Source organism: Arthrobacter sedimenti (genome assembly GCF_042652025.1).
Lineage (GTDB): Bacteria > Actinomycetota > Actinomycetes > Actinomycetales > Micrococcaceae > Arthrobacter > Arthrobacter sedimenti.
The window spans coordinates 680,926-696,410 of sequence record NZ_JBHSDQ010000001.1 but is presented as its reverse complement, the minus strand read 5'-3'; the positions used below and the strand labels follow the sequence as shown (position 1 = coordinate 696,410).

Genomic DNA, 15,485 nt, shown 5'->3' with positions numbered 1-15,485 from the left:
TGCCGCGCACCCTCATGGATCATGAGCAGGACCAGTCAGAAGGGCTCCCGGTGTCCAACCACAGCGAAACCCCAGCCAACCGTCCCCTCCGCGTTGCCATCGTCGGCGCGGGACCGGCAGGAGTCTATGCTGCGGACATCCTCACCAAGTCCAGCGGCGTGAAGGACGGGGACTTCCAGGTCAGCATCGACCTTTTCGAGGCCTACCCTGCGCCCTACGGCCTGATCAGGTACGGGGTGGCCCCTGACCACCCGCGCATCAAGGGCATCGTCAACGCCCTGCACAAGGTCCTGGACCGCGGGGACATCCGCTTCCTGGGCAACGTGACCTACGGCCGGGACCTCACGCTGCACGATTTCCGCGCCTTCTACGACGCCGTCATCTTCTCCACGGGTGCCGTCAAGGACGCTGACCTGGACATCCCGGGCATCAACCTGCAGGGCTCCTTTGGCGGCGCCGACTTCGTCTCCTGGTATGACGGCCACCCGGACGTCCCCCGCGAGTGGCACCTTGAAGCCAGGGAAATCGCTGTCATCGGCAACGGCAACGTGGCCCTGGACGTGGCCCGCATGCTGGTCAAGCACCCCGAGGAACTACTTACCACCGAGATCCCGGACAACGTTTACGGCGGCCTCAAGTCCTCACCCGTCACCGACGTGCACGTCTTCGGCCGCCGCGGGCCGGCCCAGGTCAAGTTCACGCCGCTGGAGCTGCGCGAGCTCAGCCACATGGACGACGTGGACATCGTCCTGTACCCCGAGGACTTCGAATTCGACGATGCCTCGGACGAGGCCATCCGCACCAACAACCAGGTTAAGACCATGGTGAACACCCTCACCAACTGGCTGGTGGAGGAGCACACGGAATCCGAAAACCCCTCCTCCCGCAGGCTGCACCTGCACTTCCTGCACAACCCCGTTGAAGTGCTCGACGACGGCACAGGCAAGGTGGGCGGCATCAAGTTTGAGCGCATGCAGCTGGACGGGACAGGCAACGCCAAGGGGACGGGGGAGTATGTCGAGTACCCGGTCCAGGCCGTCTACCGGGCCATTGGCTACCACGGCTCGGCCCTGGACGAACTGGAATACGACGCCAAGCGCGGCGTCATCCCCAATGAGGGCGGCCGCGTTTTGGACGCCGAGGGCAACCCGGTCCCCGGTGTCTACACCACGGGTTGGATCAAGCGCGGTCCCGTCGGGTTGATCGGGCACACCAAGGGTGACGCGTTGGAGACCATCGGCTTCCTGCTGGAGGACCGGCTGAACCTGCCGGCGGCCAGCAACCCGGATCCGCAGGCCATCATCGATCTCCTTGAGGAACGCGGCATCGAATACACCACCTGGGAAGGGTGGAACAAGCTCGATGCGCACGAGGCAGGCCTGGGCGCGGCCTGGACCGGCCCTGAAGAACTGGACCACGTGGTGCGCGAACGCATCAAGGTGGTGCCGCGCGAGGACATGATCCGCATCTCGCGCAGCTGACCCTATCCCGGGACTTTGGGCCCTGTCCCGCGGGCCGTATTCGAGTTAATCTGATTAACATGAATACGGCGGCGGCCAGGAGCCGGGCCTACGATTCGCCCAAGCGGACTTCCGCCGCCGCCCAAACGGGGCGCCGCATCCTGCAGGCTACCGAGGACCTCTTCATGGAGGGCCCGCTCGCCGACGTCACGCTGAGCGCCGTTGCAGCGCGGGCCGGGGTGACGGTCCAGACCGTCATCCGCAGGTTCGGAGACCGGGCAAGCCTCATCGGGGCCTGCAGCGCGGCCGCCATGGACCGCGTGGGCAGCGAGCGCAACGCTGCTCCTCCCGGCGACGTGCCGGCCGCCGTCGACAATCTCCTGCAGCACTACGAAACCACCGGCAGCCTGGCCCTGAAGCTGCTCGCGGAGGAACACTCCTCGCCTGAACTGGGCCGGATCACCGAAGGGGGCCGCCGCCTGCACCGCCAGTGGTGCGCCATGGTCTTCGCCCCGTTCCTGGAACCCCTGGAGGACAGCCCCGAGCACGACCGCCGGCTGGCCCAGTTCGTCGCGCTTTGCGACGTCTACACCTGGAAGCTGCTCCGCCTCGACGCTGGGCTCAGCCGGAACCAGGTGGCACATTCCCTGCTCGAAATGCTGGAACCCTTCACGCGGAGGTCCTGATGTCCACTGTCCTTGCCTACACTTCACCCGCCATCGGCCACCTCTTCCCGATGGTCCCGCTGCTTCAGGAGTTGAAGGCCCGCGGGCACGAGGTCCATGTCCGCACTCTCCGCCGGCAGGTTCCCGTGCTCCTTGCGGAAGGACTCCAGGCCCGGCCGCTGGATGACAGGATCCTCGCGGTGGAGGCCGCGGATTATCAGGCCGGCAGCGCGAAAGCGGCCCTGGCTTCCAGCGTGGAGACCTTCACTGCCCGCGCCCGCTTCGACGCCCCTGACCTCCAGAAAGCCATCGATGATGTGGACCCCGACCTGCTGCTCATCGACATCAACGCGTGGGGGGCGCGCATCCAGGCGGAGGCATCGGGACTGCCGTGGGCCACATTCAGCCCCTACACCCCGCCGCTGCAGTCGAAGGGCACGCCTCCGTTTGGTCCCGGACTCGCACCCATGCCCGGGCCGCTGGGGAGGGCCCGGGACGCGCTGGCCCGGCGGCTGGTGATCGGCGCCGTCGAAAAGTTGATGCTGCCGAACATCAACTCCCTGCGGGCTGAACTGTCCGGCGGCAAGCTTTCGCCGGTCAGCGGTGCCGACGAGATGTTCCGGACCTCGCCGCTGATGCTCGTGGCCACGTCGCAGCCGTTCGAGTACCCGCATCCGGACTGGGGCCCGGATGTGCGGATGATCGGCGCACTCGCATGGGAGCCGCCGGCCGAACCTCCCGCCTGGCTCGTCGAGGCCACCCACCCCGTGGTCCTGGTGACCACGTCCTCCGAGTACCAGGCGGACGAAGCCATTGTCCGGACCGCCATGGCCGGACTTGCCGGGGAGCCCTTCACCGTCGTCGCTACCCTCCCTGCAGCCCAGGCGGGCTCGGCGGGCGCCGCCAAAGCCGCCGGCACGGACCAGTTCGGGCCGCCGCCTGCCAATGCGCGGCTGGAGCATTTCGTCCCGCACGGGCCTGTCCTCGAGCGGGCGGCGGTCGCCATCACCCACGGCGGCATGGGGGCCACACAGAAGGCGCTGGCACAAGGAGTGCCCGTGGTGGTGGTTCCGTTCGGCCGCGACCAGCACGAGGTGGCAGCCCGGGTGGCAGCAGCCGACGCCGGGGTGCGGCTGAGCCGGAAAAACCTCACCCCGGAGCGGCTCCGGGCAGCCGTCCACCGGGCCCTGGGCAAGGCGCCGGGCGCGCGGCGGGTGGCCGCCGGCTACGCCGCTGCCGGGGGAGCGGCGGCAGGGGCGGATGCACTGGAGGAACTGATCCGGGTGTGCCTGTGACACGGGGGTGCTGTCCGGCTATGCTGGCTGGGCCACCCTCCAGCCCTGCCTCGCCGGACAAGACTCCGGAACGGGAGTTCGATGACGAACCTGCTCCACCCAGAACCGCGCCAGCGTGCCGCGCTGGCCGGCCACGAGCGCCTGGGATCGGACCCGGGCGCGCCGGCCCCCGAGATCCCCGGGCTGCGCAACCTCATCAGGGAGTCCTGGCAGCGCTCGGCGGGCTTCAAGGCCAACCCTGACAATGCGGCGGCTCCGCTGGCCCTCGACTGGGACGAGCTGGAGGACTACCGCCGCCAGCACCCACTGGCAGCGATCATGCCGGTCATCAACAAACTGCTGGTCCAGCCCAGCCATGACAGCGGGCTCCTGGTTGCGGTGGGCGACGAGGTGGGCCGGCTGCTGTGGGTGGATGGCGACCCCACCCTGCAGCGCCGCGCCGAAGGCATGATGTTCGTTCCCGGCGCGGACTGGTCCGAGGCCAGCGTGGGCACCAGCGCACCCGGCACCGCCCTTGCCCTGGGCCGGGGGATCCAGATCGCCGGCGCCGAGCACTACCAGCGGACAGTCCATCCTTGGAGCTGCACCGCCGTCCCCTTCCACGACCCCGACTCCGGTGCCGTGCTCGGCGTCGTGGACATTACCGGAACGGCCACCGCGGTGGCTCCCCACACGTTGTCGCTGGTGGAGGCCACCGTGGCCGCCGCCCAGGCGCAGCTGCGGGTGGAGCGGCTGCAGCTTGCGGCGGAGCTTGCTAGGAAACCTGTCCGGCGACGGTCTACGGATGCCGCCGGACGCAGCGGCGGTGCCACGGAAGGCAGCCTCTACCGCAACAGCCTCCAGCTGCTGGGGCGCGACCAGGCCCTGCTCAGCCTGGGTGGCAGGACCGTTTCCCTGTCCGCCCGGCACAGCGAGATCCTGGCCCTGCTGAGCGCGCATCCGGAAGGGCTCAGCGCCGAGGAACTCTGTTCGCTGCTGTACCCGGGGGAGGGCTCCACCATCACGCTGCGGGCGGAGATGGTCCGGCTCCGCAAGGTCGTCCAGCAGCTGAGTCCCGACGCCGTCCCAGGCTCCCGCCCGTACCGGCTCCCGCTGGACCTGGTGCCGGACACCGGCCAGGTGCTCAGCTGCCTGCAGCGCGGTGCGCATCGGATAGCCCTGGAGATCTACCGCGGCGCGGTCCTGCCGCGCTCGGAGGCCCCGGGCATCCTCGACCTTCGGAACAGGGTGTCCTCCCTGCTCCGGGAAGCGGTCCTCACGGACGGCAACGCGGAGTCCCTGCTCAAGTACGCTGCGCTTCCGGAGGCGAGGGACGACGTCGTCATCCGCCGTGCCGCGCTCCGCCTCCTGCCGCCGCGCTCACCCAAGCGGGCCGCCGTCGTGGCCGACCTGGAACGGCTGGAAGCCGAACTCCGCGCCTGAAAGCCGGCTCACCGGCACCTGTTGTGACCTGCGTCGCATCGTTGCAACCTTGCTGCAACCTCCCCGCTCCTACGCTGGCTTCATCGGCGAGCGCCCTTATGGGCCAGCCTTCTGCACAGCAAAGGAGCTAAGCACATGACCGTTTACGCACAGCCGGGAACCGACGGTTCGAAGGTCACCTTCAAGGACCGGTACGAGAATTGGATTGGGGGCGAATGGGTGGCCCCCGTGAAGGGCCAGTACTTCGAGAACATCACCCCGGTGACCGGCAAGGCGTTCTGCGAGGTGGCCCGCGGCACCGCCGAGGACATCGAACTGGCCCTGGACGCGGCACACAAGGCCGCACCTTCGTGGGGCAAGACGTCCGTGGCAGAACGGGCCGCCATCCTGAATAAGATCGCCGACCGCATCGACGAGAACCTCGAGATGCTCGCCGTCGCCGAAACCTGGGACAACGGCAAGCCGGTCCGGGAAACCCTCAACGCCGACCTGCCCCTTGCCTCGGACCACTTCCGCTACTTCGCCTCCGCAGTCCGGGCACAGGAGGGCAGCCTCTCCCAGCTCGATGACAACACCACCGCCTACCACTTCCACGAACCCCTCGGCGTGGTGGGCCAGATCATCCCCTGGAACTTCCCGATCCTCATGGCGGTCTGGAAGCTCGCGCCAGCGCTCGCTGCCGGCAACACCGTGGTGCTCAAGCCCGCGGAGCAGACGCCGTCGTCCATCCTGGTGCTGATGGAGCTCATCGCGGACCTGCTGCCCGCCGGTGTGGTCAACGTGGTCAATGGCTTCGGTGTGGAGGCCGGCAAGCCGCTGGCGTCCAGTTCCCGGATCCGGAAGATCGCCTTCACCGGCGAGACCACCACGGGCCGGCTCATCAGCCAGTACGCCAGCCAGAACCTCATCCCCGTCACCCTGGAACTTGGCGGCAAGAGCCCGAACATCTTCTTTAACGATGTCGCCCAGGAAAACGACGCCTTCTACGACAAAGCACAGGAAGGCTTCGCACTGTTCGCCTTCAACCAGGGTGAAGTCTGCACGTGCCCGTCACGGGCGCTGGTCCAGGAGGACATTTACGAATCCTTCATGGCGGACGCGGTGGCCCGGGTGGAAAAGATGATCCAGGGCAACCCGCTGGACACGGAAACGCAGGTGGGCGCCCAGGCTTCCAACGACCAGCTGGAGAAGATCCTGTCCTACATCGACATCGGAAAGCAGGAAGGTGCCAAGATACTCACCGGCGGTGCCCGTGCCGAGCTTCCGGGCGACCTAGCCGGGGGCTTCTACGTCCAGCCCACCGTGTTCGAGGGCCACAACCGGATGCGCATTTTCCAGGAGGAGATCTTCGGACCCGTCGTGGCCGTGACCCGGTTCAGCGACTACAACGACGCCATGGGCATTGCCAACGACACGCTCTACGGACTTGGCGCGGGGGTCTGGTCCCGCAGCGGCAACGTTGCCTACCGGGCGGGCCGCGAAATCCAGGCCGGCCGCGTCTGGATCAACAACTACCACGCCTACCCGGCAGGTGCCGCCTTCGGCGGCTACAAGTCCTCGGGCATCGGGCGTGAGAACCACGCCATGATGCTGGACCACTACCAGCAGACCAAGAACCTGCTGGTCAGCTACGACGAAAACAAGCTGGGCTTCTTCTAGGCCAGCCCGTACCACTACAACGACGCAAGGATTTCGCCAATGACGACGACAATGCAAGCAGCAGTAGTAACCGAATTCGGCACCGACCTGAAGGTCAAGGACATCGCCATTCCCCAGCCGGGGCCCGGACAGGCGCTGGTCAAGGTCCTGACCACCGGCGTCTGCCACACCGACCTCCACGCCGCGGAAGGCGACTGGCCGGTCAAACCATCCCCTCCATTTGTTCCCGGCCATGAGGGCGTGGGCGAAGTGGTGGCCCTCGGCGAGGGTGTCACCGACCTCGCCATCGGTGACCTGGTGGGCAACGCCTGGCTGTGGTCAGCCTGCGGCGACTGCCAGTACTGCCGCACCGGGTGGGAAACACTGTGCGAGGCGCAGCAGAACGGCGGCTACAGCGTGGACGGCTCCTTCGGCGAATACATGTTGGTGGACTCGCGGTTCGCGGCCCGGATACCGGCGGGATCCGACCCCGTCGAGGTGGCGCCGGTGCTGTGCGCCGGCGTCACCGTCTACAAGGGCCTGAAGATGACCGAGACCCGGCCGGGGCAGTGGGTCACCATATCGGGCATCGGCGGCTTGGGGCACATAGCCGTGCAGTATGCCGTGGCAATGGGGCTTCGTGTCGCCGCCGTGGACATCGCCGACGACAAACTGGCCCTGGCCAAGGCCCATGGCGCCGAACTCACGGTCAACGCGCTGCACGAGGACCCGGCCGAAGTGATCCAGCGGGAAACGGGAGGCTGCCACGGAGTGCTGGTTACGGCGGTGCACCCGTCGGCGTTCGGACAGGCCATCGGCATGGCCCGGCGCGGCGGAACCATCGTGTTCAACGGGCTGCCCCCGGGGGACTTTCCGGCTCCGATCTTCGAGATAGTGCTCAAGGGACTGACCGTCCGCGGTTCCATCGTGGGCACCCGGCAGGATCTTGAAGAAGCCCTGGACTTCTATGCCCGCGGAAAGATCCATCCCACGGTGTCCGTGCGGGAGCTGTCCGAGGTCAACGCGGTTTTCGATGAGATGAAGCACGCCAAGATCGACGGCCGCGTGGTGCTGAGGTTCTGATGCCCGCTGAAGGGTTGGCTGCCGCCGTGACGCTGCCCGGGGAAGACTTTTCCCGGGTGGCGCTCACGCCGGCTGCCGTGGACCTGCTCCGGATGCTGTGGGACAGGCACGGACCGCTTATGTTCCACCAGTCCGGCGGCTGCTGCGACGGGTCGTCGCCCATGTGCTATCCGGCAGGGGACTTCATCACGGGTGACTCGGACGTGCTGCTGGGGCTGTTCGACCTGGCGGACGGGCTGCAGCCCCGGCCACTGGAATTCTGGATGTCCCGGGAGCAGTTCAACTACTGGAGCCACACCCACCTGACCGTCGATGTCGTACCGGGCCGGGGCAGCGGATTTTCCGTTGAAGCGCCTGAGGGTAAACGCTTCCTGATTCGGTCAATGCTGATGGATTGGCCGTCCTAGGAAGTTCGACCAACAACGCCTCGGGGCTCTCCAATCGGAGGGCCCCGAGGTCGTTCACAGAAGAATGTTCGGCCGTAAGGGCGTCTCACTATTCGGGACAATTGGGACCGTCCAGTGGATGGACAGTATCGTTGATAGGTCTGTTTCCCTCACAAACCAGGATTGTGACCCCCAAATGAACCTTCTGCGGACAAAATCCATCGAGCAGTCGATCGCCGACGCCGATGAGCCCGGACGCAAACTTAAGCGTTCCCTCAGCACCTGGGACCTCATGATCATGGGCGTCGCCGTTGCTGTCGGCGCCGGCATCTTCTCGGTCGGTGCCAAGGCCGCGGCCAACTTTGCCGGTCCCGCCGTGACGCTCTCCTTCGCCATCGCCGCCGTCACGTGCGCGCTGGCCATCATGTGCTACGCCGAGTTCGCCACCGCCATCCCCGTGGCGGGATCGGCCTACGTCTTCACCTACGCCACCATGGGCGAACTCCTTGCCTGGATCATCGGCTGGAACCTGATCCTTGAACTCTTCACGGCAGCGGCCGTGATCGCCAAATACTGGGGCATCTACCTCAGCAAGGTGTTTGCCCTGACGGGCCTGGACATCCCGCCGGCCATCTCGCTGGGCGGCGTGGACCTCTACTGGGGCGCGTTCCTGATCGTGGCCATCTTCACCGTGCTGCTGGTGCTCGGCACCAAGCTCTCCGCCCGCGTGGGCAACATCTTCACGCTGATCAAGATCGCCGTGGTGCTGTTCGTGATCGTGGTGGGCTTCACCTACGTGAAGTTCGAAAACTACACCCCCTTCGTTCCCGCAGCCGAGCCCACGTCGGGCACCGGTGCCGCGGACGTCCTGAAGCAGTCCTTCTTCGGCTTCCTGACCGGCGCTGCTCCCGCCCAGTACGGCACCATGGGCATCTTTGCCGGTGCGGCCCTGGTGTTCTTCGCCTTCATCGGCTTCGACGTGGTGGCCACTTCGGCTGAAGAAGTGAAGAATCCGCAGAAGACCCTGCCCCGCGGAATCTTCGGCGGCCTGGCCCTGGTGACGCTGCTCTACATCCTGGTTTCCCTGGCCCTGACCGGCATGGTGTCCTACACGCAGCTGGCCGAGGCCAAGAGCCCCACCCTCACCACCGCCTTCGAAGCCGTGGGCGACACGTCCGCCGCCAAGGTCATTGCCTTTGGTTCCCTGGTGGGCCTGACCACCGTGATCATGGTGCTCCTCATGGGCCTGTCCCGCGTGGTGCTGGCCATGAGCCGTGACGGCCTGCTGCCGCGCGCGCTGTCCAAGACCAGCGACAAACGTTCCACTCCGGTCCGACTCCAGATCATCTGCGGCACCGCGGTTGCCCTGGTGGCAGGCCTCACCAACGTGGACCTGCTCGAGGAGATGATCAACATCGGCACGCTGTCCGCGTTCGTGGTGGTCAGCCTGGGCATCCTGGTGCTCCGCAAGAAGCGCCCGGACCTGAAGCCTGCCTTCCGCGTCCCGTTCGGCAAGGTGGTGCCGGTGGTCTCTGCCGTGCTGTGCCTGTACCTGATGACCAACCTGGCCGTGGAGACCTGGATCTTTTTCGCGTTCTGGCTGGTCCTGGGCCTGGCGATCTACTTCGCCTACGGCCAGCGCCACTCGCGGCTCAACGAGCGCTTCGCCGAGGCCAACGCCACGGTCAACGGCACCGCCGGCAAGGCTTCGCACACGGCAGCTGAGCCCGATGACGAGGACGAGCTGAGCCGCACCTGACGGCCCGCCTCCCCAGCTGTTGAACTGCCCGCCCGGCCTCTGCCGGGCGGGCAGTCGCGTTTCCGCCGGCAGATCCGATCCTGTTCACGGTGCCGCGTACCTCCCCACCCACTCGACGAGCGGGCGCAGCTGCCGCCACCTGCCGGCGATCTCCTCCGCGGCAGCCTCCGTGGCCGTCCACTCCGGCTGGCCCAGGTCCACTCCCGTATACAGGGTCTTGTGCTTGAGGAGCTCAGCCCGCGGATGGTCCCGGTCGAAGCCGCGGGGGACTGTCTTGAGCTTCTCGCCTTCGGTGAGGAAGCCGGCCGCCGCAATTGCATCCACGATCTCCTGCAGGGCAGTGCCGCTCCCCGAGGCGTCTGCTGCCGCCCGGAACCTGGCCAGCTGCGCAGGCGTATGGGAACGGTAACCGCCTCCCACCAGCAGCCCGTCGGCGCTGACCTGGAGGTAGTAGCCCACCCCTTCCTGCCGGGTGGCAAAGACACCCTGGGCGGTCTTGTAGGGAGACTTGTCCTGCGAAAAGCGGACGTCCCGGTATGGGCGGAACAGCCTGGCGGGACCAAACTCCGGCTCCAGCCCAGCCAGAAGTGCCCCCAGCGGCTCCTTGACTGCGGCGTCATACACGTCCTTGTGGCCAAGCCACCACTCGCGGTTGTTGTTCTCTTCCAGCTCCGCATAAAACCGGAAGGCTTCCGGGGGAATGCCTGCAAATGTGTCCATGAACGGAGCCTAGGAGGGCCCACGGGGAGCACGCCAGGGGACCAGGACCGTATGTGCAAAAAGACCACCCCTCCACGAAAAGCCCGTGGAGGGGTGGTCTTTCAGTTCAGCCTGCAGGAAGCCTGGCTAGCCGATCTTGTTGGCGGACTCTGCATCGGAGGCCGGAGCCGACGGGGCAGCGCCGGCGCCGAGGTTGGCGCGCAGCTTGGCGCCGAGTTCGGCATCCACATTGGTCCAGTACTGGATGGCGCGTTCCTTGATGTCGGAGCGCTTCACGCCGCCCACGGCGCCGGTGATGGTCTCCAGGAAGCGGGCCTTTTCACCTTCGTTGTAGACCTCGCGGTACAGCGCGCCGGCCTGGACGAAGTCGCCGTCCTCGGCGTGGAGGGAGTGCGCGGCGAGCGTCAGCTCGCCGTCGTTCTCCCAGCCGCCTGCCGCGTTCTGCGGCTCAACCGCGGCCGGGCCGCCGAAGGTGTTGGGGGCGTAGACCGGAACGGACGGCGCGTTGAACAGGAAGCGTCCCTGGCCGTCCTGGCTGTAGTTGTTGACCTGGTTCTTGGGCTGGTTCACCGGGATCTGGGCGTGGTTGGTGCCCACGCGGTAGCGGTGCGCATCCGCGTAGGAGAAGATGCGGGCCTGCAGCATCTTGTCCGGGGAAGCGGCGATGCCCGGGACGAAGTTCGACGGCGCGAAGGTGGCCTGCTCGATCTGCGCGAAGTAGTTCTCCGGGTTCTTGTTCAGCTCCATGGTGCCCACCTTGATCAGCGGGTAGTCCGCGTGCGGCCAGACCTTGGTCAGGTCGAACGGGTTGAAGCGGTAGGTCTTGGCATCCTCGTACGGCATGACCTGCACGTGCAGGTCCCAGGACGGGAAGTTGCCGGCCTCGATGTTCTCGGACAGGTCGCGGATGTAGAAGTCCGCGTCGGAGCCGGCAAGCTGCTCGGCCTGCTCGGAGGTCATGGAGTTCACGCCCTGGTTGGACTTGAAGTGGTATTTGACCCAGAAACGCTCACCCTCGGCGTTGATCCACTGGTAGGTGTGCGAGCCGTAGCCCTGCATTTCGCGCCAGGAGGCGGGCAGGCCGCGGTCACCCATCAGCCAGGTGACCTGGTGGGCGGACTCGGGGGACAGGGTCCAGAAGTCCCACTGCATGTCGGCGTCACGCAGGTGCGTGCCCGGGAGGCGCTTCTGCGAGTGGATGAAGTCCGGGAACTTGATGCCGTCGCGGATGAAGAAGACGGGGGTGTTGTTGCCCACCAGGTCGTAGTTGCCCTCGCTGGTGTAGAACTTCACCGCAAAACCGCGCGGGTCGCGCCAGGTGTCCGGGGAGCCGTTCTCGCCGGCCACGGAGGAGAAGCGGATCAGCATCTCGGTCTCGACGCCCGGCTGCAGGAATGCGGCCTTGGTGTACTTGGAAACATCCTCGGTGGTCTTGAACGTGCCGAATGCACCGCCGCCCTTGGCGTGCACTACGCGCTCCGGAACCCGCTCACGGTTGAACTGGGCGAGCTTCTCCACCAGGTAGTGGTCAGTCAGGATGATGGCACCATCGGCACCAACTGACTTCGAGTGTGCGTCGGATGTAACCGGCGCACCTGACTGGGTTGTGGAAACGGCAGTCATTGTTCTCCTATTTCTCTTTTTCTTGCGAGGGACTGTGGGGAGGAAGTTGCTGGGCCTGCTGGCATTCCTGGCAGATGCCCTGGTACATGACATCGGCGATCTGGATGGTCATGGGCTTGGCGTCCGGATTCCAGTGCGGTGTGAGGCAGGGGGCGTGGCCGACGGCGCAGTCCACGTCTTCCACGCGGCCGCAGCTGATGCAGATGGCGTGGTGGTGGTTGTCGCCTACGCGCGTTTCATACAGGGCGGGGGAGTGCGGCGGCTCGAAGCGGCGCAGCATGTGCAGGTCCGTCAGGTCGCCGAGGACGACGTACACGGACTGGGCCGTCAGTTCGGGAAGCTCGGCGCGGGCTGCGGCAAGGATGCTTTCGGCAGGGGAATGCGGGTGGCGTTCGACGGCGGCGAGGACAGCGAGCCGCTGCTTGGTCACCCTGCGGCCGTGGGCGCGCAGGGCTGCAGCCCATGCTTCCTGGCCGTCAAAGTGCTCCGTCATGGCTCCATTGAAACACTTATTTTGAGCAACTCACAATAAGGCTTGGCTAACCTCTCCACGTGTCCCGCTAGTGTTACGGAGTGGGGAAATTACTTGCCGATGTCACGCCGCTCAAGGAAAGCCCCGCATTCCGCCGGCTCTGGCTCGGATCCGCCGTGTCCGCCGTCGGCAGCCAGCTGACTTTGGTGGCGGTGAGCCTGGAGGTGTACCGGCTAACCTCGGACAGCTTCTACGTGGGCCTGCTGGGCATCTTCGCATTGGTTCCGCTGGTGATAAGCGGCCTGATGGGCGGGTCCATCGCCGACGCCCATGACCGCCGCCGCATCGCCCTGCTCGCTTCCGCGGTGCTGTGGCTGACCACCGGCCTGATCGCGCTGCAGGCCTGGCTGCACCTGGGCAACGTCTGGCTGCTGTACCTGCTTGTGGCACTGCAGAGCGGGGCGCAGGCCATCAACCAGCCGGCCCGCAGCGCCATCATCCCCATGCTCATCCGCAAGGAACTCCTGCCCGCGGCCAACGCGCTCAGCATGCTGTCCATGGGCCTGGCCATGACCGCAGGGCCCCTGCTGGCCGGCGTGCTCGTGGCCTGCCTCGGGTTCGGCTGGACCTACACCATCGACTTCGTCAGCTTTGCCTTCGTTCTCTGGGCTGTGTACCAGCTTCCGCCGATGCCTCCTGCCGGAACCCGCAGCAAAGTGGGGATTCGTTCCGTGATCGAGGGTTTCCGGTTCCTGGGTACCCGTCCCAACCTCCGCATGACCTTCATCATCGACCTGTTGGCCATGGTCCTTGCCCAGCCGCGGGCGCTGCTCCCGGCCGTCGCGGCGCTGATGATCGGCGGCGGCGAGGCAACCGTGGGCATCCTGCTGGCGTGCACCGCCGTCGGGGCTTTCCTGGCCGGCCTGTTCTCCGGACCTCTGGGCAGCGTCCGCCGCCAGGGGACCGCCGTCGTCGTATCCGTCATGGGCTGGGGTGCATCCATCGGGGCGTTCGGCCTGGTGGTGCTGCTCGCCGGCCCGGCACCGGATGGCGCGGTGACCGTGTGGCTGCTGCCCGCCGCCGTGTGCTGCGCCCTCGCCGGCATCGCGGACTCCATCAGCAGCGTCTTCCGGAACACCATCCTCCAGGCCGCAGCCCCCGACCACCTGCGCGGACGGCTGCAGGGCGTGTTCATCGTGGTGGTGGCCGGCGGTCCGCGGATCGGGGACCTACTGGCGGGCGGCGCGACTAAAATTTTGAGTGAGGGCTGGGTCCTGCTGTTCGGCGGTGTGCTGTGCATCGCGGTGGCGTGGCTGGCGGCGAAACTGCAGCCGGGCTTCGGGAAGTACGATGCGCGGAACCCGGTGCCCTAGCAAGCCGTTCCCTTAGTAAGGAGGAAACGTGCACAACCATCACAACGGCCTGAAGACCGCGGCACTGTTCGGCGTGCTGTGGGCCGTGCTGCTCGGCCTTGGCGGCCTGATCGGCGTCGGTACCCGCAGCTCGGCGCCCATTTGGATCATGGCGCTGATCGGCGTCGGGACCACGTTCTACGGCTACTGGAACAGCGACAAGATCGCCATCAGGTCCATGCAGGCCTTCCCGGTGACCGAAGCCCAGGCCCCGCAGCTCTACCAGATCGTCCGCGAGCTCTCCATGCGCGCCAACCAGCCCATGCCGCGCATCTACGTCTCGCCCACGATGAACCCCAACGCCTTCGCCACCGGCCGCAACCCGCAAAATGCCGCCGTCTGCTGCACGGAGGGCATCCTTCAGCTGCTGGACCCGCGAGAACTCCGCGGCGTCCTGGGACACGAGCTCATGCACGTCTACAACCGCGACATCCTCACCTCGTCTGTGGCGGCCGCCGTTGCCGGCGTGATCACCTCGGTGGGCCAGATGCTGCTGTTCTTCGGCGGCGGCGACCGGCGCAACGCCAACCCGCTGGCCATGATCGCCATGGCTTTGCTGGCACCCTTCGCGGCGTCGCTCATCCAGATGGCCATCTCCCGCACCAGGGAGTACGACGCCGACGAGGACGGTTCGCAGCTTACGGGAGATCCGCTGGCGCTCGCCTCAGCCCTGGGCAAGATCGAGCGCGGCGTCAGCCTTGCGCCGCTGCCGCAGGACCAGCGGCTGGTGAACGCCTCGCACCTGATGATCGCCAACCCGTTCCGCGGCGGGGCGATGAACAAGCTCTTCGCCACGCACCCGCCCATGCGGGACCGGATCGTCCGGCTGGAGCGGATGGCTGGCCGGCAGCTGTAGCCGGGACCCCGCCGTCGGACGCGTCCCCTGCCGCCTGCGACGCGCCCCTGTTCTGCCGACGCGCGAATTCGCCTGTGACGCGCAAAAAGGCCGGCGTACCCCAAATCCCGGGTGCGCCGGCCTTTTTGCGCAGCGAGGATCCTCTCGCGCGTCGAAAAAGACGCCGGAGGGCTAGCTGCGGAAGTTCACGAACTGCAGGTCGGCTTCCTCGAAGTCCTTCAGCAAGGCCATGGTAGCCTGCAGATCGTCACGGGACTTGGACGAGACACGGAGTTCGTCGCCCTGGATCTGGGACTTGACGGACTTGGGGCCTTCGTCGCGGATCAGCTTGTTGATCTTCTTGGCCAGGTCCTGGGCAATGCCCTCCTTGATGGAGGCCTCCAGGCGGTACTCCTTGCCGGAGGCGTAGGGCTCGCCCTCGTCCAGGGACTTCAGCGAGATGCCGCGCTTGATCAGCTTGGACTGGAAGACGTCCAGGACGGCCTTGACGCGTTCCTCCGAGTTGGCCTTCATGAGGATTTTTTCGCCGCTGAAGTCGATCTCGGCGCCAACGCCCTTGAAGTCATAGCGCTGGGCGATTTCCTTCTGGGACTGGTTGAGCGCGTTGGCCACTTCCTGCTTGTCCACTTTGCTTACGACGTCGAACGTTGACTCGCCTGCCATGACTCTCCTTTTGCTGATGGGAGCCCTGCGC

The 15,485-nt window shown here is 66.5% G+C and carries 14 protein-coding genes; 10 read left to right on the top strand and 4 right to left on the bottom strand.

Annotated elements, in window-relative coordinates; genetic code table 11:
* Positions 1-14: 14 nt before the first annotated feature.
* From ACFO0G_RS03230 to ACFO0G_RS03195, 8 genes are all read left to right on the top strand, one after another.
* Complete coding sequence (locus ACFO0G_RS03230; RefSeq protein ID WP_376976660.1) at positions 15-1,481, top strand: FAD-dependent oxidoreductase; 1,467 nt, start codon at positions 15-17, stop codon at positions 1,479-1,481.
* A 59-nt stretch (positions 1,482-1,540) separates the two neighbouring features.
* Positions 1,541-2,146 (top strand): TetR/AcrR family transcriptional regulator, encoded by a 606-nt coding sequence (locus tag ACFO0G_RS03225; RefSeq protein ID WP_376976400.1) that lies wholly within the window; start codon positions 1,541-1,543, stop codon positions 2,144-2,146.
* Entirely contained in the window at positions 2,146-3,420 is a 1,275-nt protein-coding gene (locus ACFO0G_RS03220) for a glycosyltransferase (RefSeq protein WP_376976399.1), read from the top strand. Before ACFO0G_RS03225 ends, ACFO0G_RS03220 begins: the two co-directional genes overlap by 1 nt.
* 81 nt (positions 3,421-3,501) lie before the next feature.
* The gene (locus tag ACFO0G_RS03215) at positions 3,502-4,842 is read left to right on the top strand and encodes a GAF domain-containing protein (protein ID WP_376976398.1); all 1,341 of its coding nucleotides are present in this window, start codon (positions 3,502-3,504) and stop codon (positions 4,840-4,842) included.
* A gap of 135 nt (positions 4,843-4,977) precedes the next feature.
* Positions 4,978-6,501, top strand: a complete 1,524-nt coding sequence (exaC, locus tag ACFO0G_RS03210) for an acetaldehyde dehydrogenase ExaC (RefSeq protein WP_376976397.1) — start codon at positions 4,978-4,980, stop codon at positions 6,499-6,501.
* 39 nt (positions 6,502-6,540) lie between these two features.
* The gene (gene adhP, locus ACFO0G_RS03205; RefSeq protein WP_376976396.1) at positions 6,541-7,563 is read left to right on the top strand and encodes an alcohol dehydrogenase AdhP; all 1,023 of its coding nucleotides are present in this window, start codon (positions 6,541-6,543) and stop codon (positions 7,561-7,563) included.
* Positions 7,563-7,970: a DUF779 domain-containing protein gene (locus tag ACFO0G_RS03200; RefSeq protein WP_286398377.1), complete on the top strand. Its 408-nt coding sequence runs from the start codon at positions 7,563-7,565 to the stop codon at positions 7,968-7,970. The genes adhP and ACFO0G_RS03200 overlap by 1 nt, the downstream gene beginning before the upstream one ends.
* Before the next feature lie 175 nt (positions 7,971-8,145).
* Entirely contained in the window at positions 8,146-9,708 is a 1,563-nt protein-coding gene (locus tag ACFO0G_RS03195; protein ID WP_376976395.1) for an APC family permease, read from the top strand.
* Between the two features lie 84 nt (positions 9,709-9,792).
* Here ACFO0G_RS03195 and ACFO0G_RS03190 read toward each other — a convergent pair whose 3' ends face one another.
* The 3 genes from ACFO0G_RS03190 to ACFO0G_RS03180 form a co-directional block, all read right to left on the bottom strand.
* A complete protein-coding gene (locus tag ACFO0G_RS03190) occupies positions 9,793-10,428 on the bottom strand; it encodes a DUF2461 domain-containing protein (protein ID WP_376976394.1) in 636 nt (211 codons plus the stop codon).
* A gap of 126 nt (positions 10,429-10,554) precedes the next feature.
* A complete protein-coding gene (locus tag ACFO0G_RS03185) occupies positions 10,555-12,051 on the bottom strand; it encodes a catalase (protein ID WP_376976393.1) in 1,497 nt (498 codons plus the stop codon).
* Positions 12,052-12,058: 7 nt separating this feature from the next.
* A complete protein-coding gene (locus tag ACFO0G_RS03180; protein ID WP_142133005.1) occupies positions 12,059-12,544 on the bottom strand; it encodes a Fur family transcriptional regulator in 486 nt (161 codons plus the stop codon).
* A gap of 80 nt (positions 12,545-12,624) precedes the next feature.
* On the opposite strand from ACFO0G_RS03180, the gene ACFO0G_RS03175 reads away from it, so the two are divergent.
* Together ACFO0G_RS03175 and htpX are read left to right on the top strand one after the other, a co-directional pair.
* Positions 12,625-13,896 (top strand): MFS transporter, encoded by a 1,272-nt coding sequence (locus tag ACFO0G_RS03175; RefSeq protein WP_376976392.1) that lies wholly within the window; start codon positions 12,625-12,627, stop codon positions 13,894-13,896.
* Between the two features lie 28 nt (positions 13,897-13,924).
* Positions 13,925-14,791: a zinc metalloprotease HtpX gene (htpX, locus tag ACFO0G_RS03170; protein WP_376976391.1), complete on the top strand. Its 867-nt coding sequence runs from the start codon at positions 13,925-13,927 to the stop codon at positions 14,789-14,791.
* Positions 14,792-14,962: 171 nt separating this feature from the next.
* Here htpX and ACFO0G_RS03165 read toward each other — a convergent pair whose 3' ends face one another.
* Entirely contained in the window at positions 14,963-15,454 is a 492-nt protein-coding gene (locus tag ACFO0G_RS03165) for a YajQ family cyclic di-GMP-binding protein (protein WP_141159686.1), read from the bottom strand.
* Positions 15,455-15,485: the final 31 nt, after the last annotated feature.

Bases quoted from the DNA above. Each gene is read 5' to 3' on its own strand.
- ACFO0G_RS03185 (WP_376976393.1), bottom strand. From the start codon at position 12,051: ATGACTGCCGTTTCCACAACCCAGTCAGGTGCGCCGGTTACATCCGAC.
- ACFO0G_RS03220 (WP_376976399.1), top strand. From the start codon at position 2,146: ATGTCCACTGTCCTTGCCTACACTTCACCCGCCATCGGCCACCTCTTC.
- ACFO0G_RS03200 (WP_286398377.1), top strand. From the start codon at position 7,563: ATGCCCGCTGAAGGGTTGGCTGCCGCCGTGACGCTGCCCGGGGAAGAC.
- ACFO0G_RS03230 (WP_376976660.1), top strand. From the start codon at position 15: ATGGATCATGAGCAGGACCAGTCAGAAGGGCTCCCGGTGTCCAACCAC.
- adhP (WP_376976396.1), top strand. From the start codon at position 6,541: ATGACGACGACAATGCAAGCAGCAGTAGTAACCGAATTCGGCACCGAC.
- exaC (WP_376976397.1), top strand. From the start codon at position 4,978: ATGACCGTTTACGCACAGCCGGGAACCGACGGTTCGAAGGTCACCTTC.
- ACFO0G_RS03195 (WP_376976395.1), top strand. From the start codon at position 8,146: ATGAACCTTCTGCGGACAAAATCCATCGAGCAGTCGATCGCCGACGCC.
- ACFO0G_RS03215 (WP_376976398.1), top strand. From the start codon at position 3,502: ATGACGAACCTGCTCCACCCAGAACCGCGCCAGCGTGCCGCGCTGGCC.
- ACFO0G_RS03165 (WP_141159686.1), bottom strand. From the start codon at position 15,454: ATGGCAGGCGAGTCAACGTTCGACGTCGTAAGCAAAGTGGACAAGCAG.
- ACFO0G_RS03190 (WP_376976394.1), bottom strand. From the start codon at position 10,428: ATGGACACATTTGCAGGCATTCCCCCGGAAGCCTTCCGGTTTTATGCG.
- ACFO0G_RS03180 (WP_142133005.1), bottom strand. From the start codon at position 12,544: ATGACGGAGCACTTTGACGGCCAGGAAGCATGGGCTGCAGCCCTGCGC.
- ACFO0G_RS03225 (WP_376976400.1), top strand. From the start codon at position 1,541: ATGAATACGGCGGCGGCCAGGAGCCGGGCCTACGATTCGCCCAAGCGG.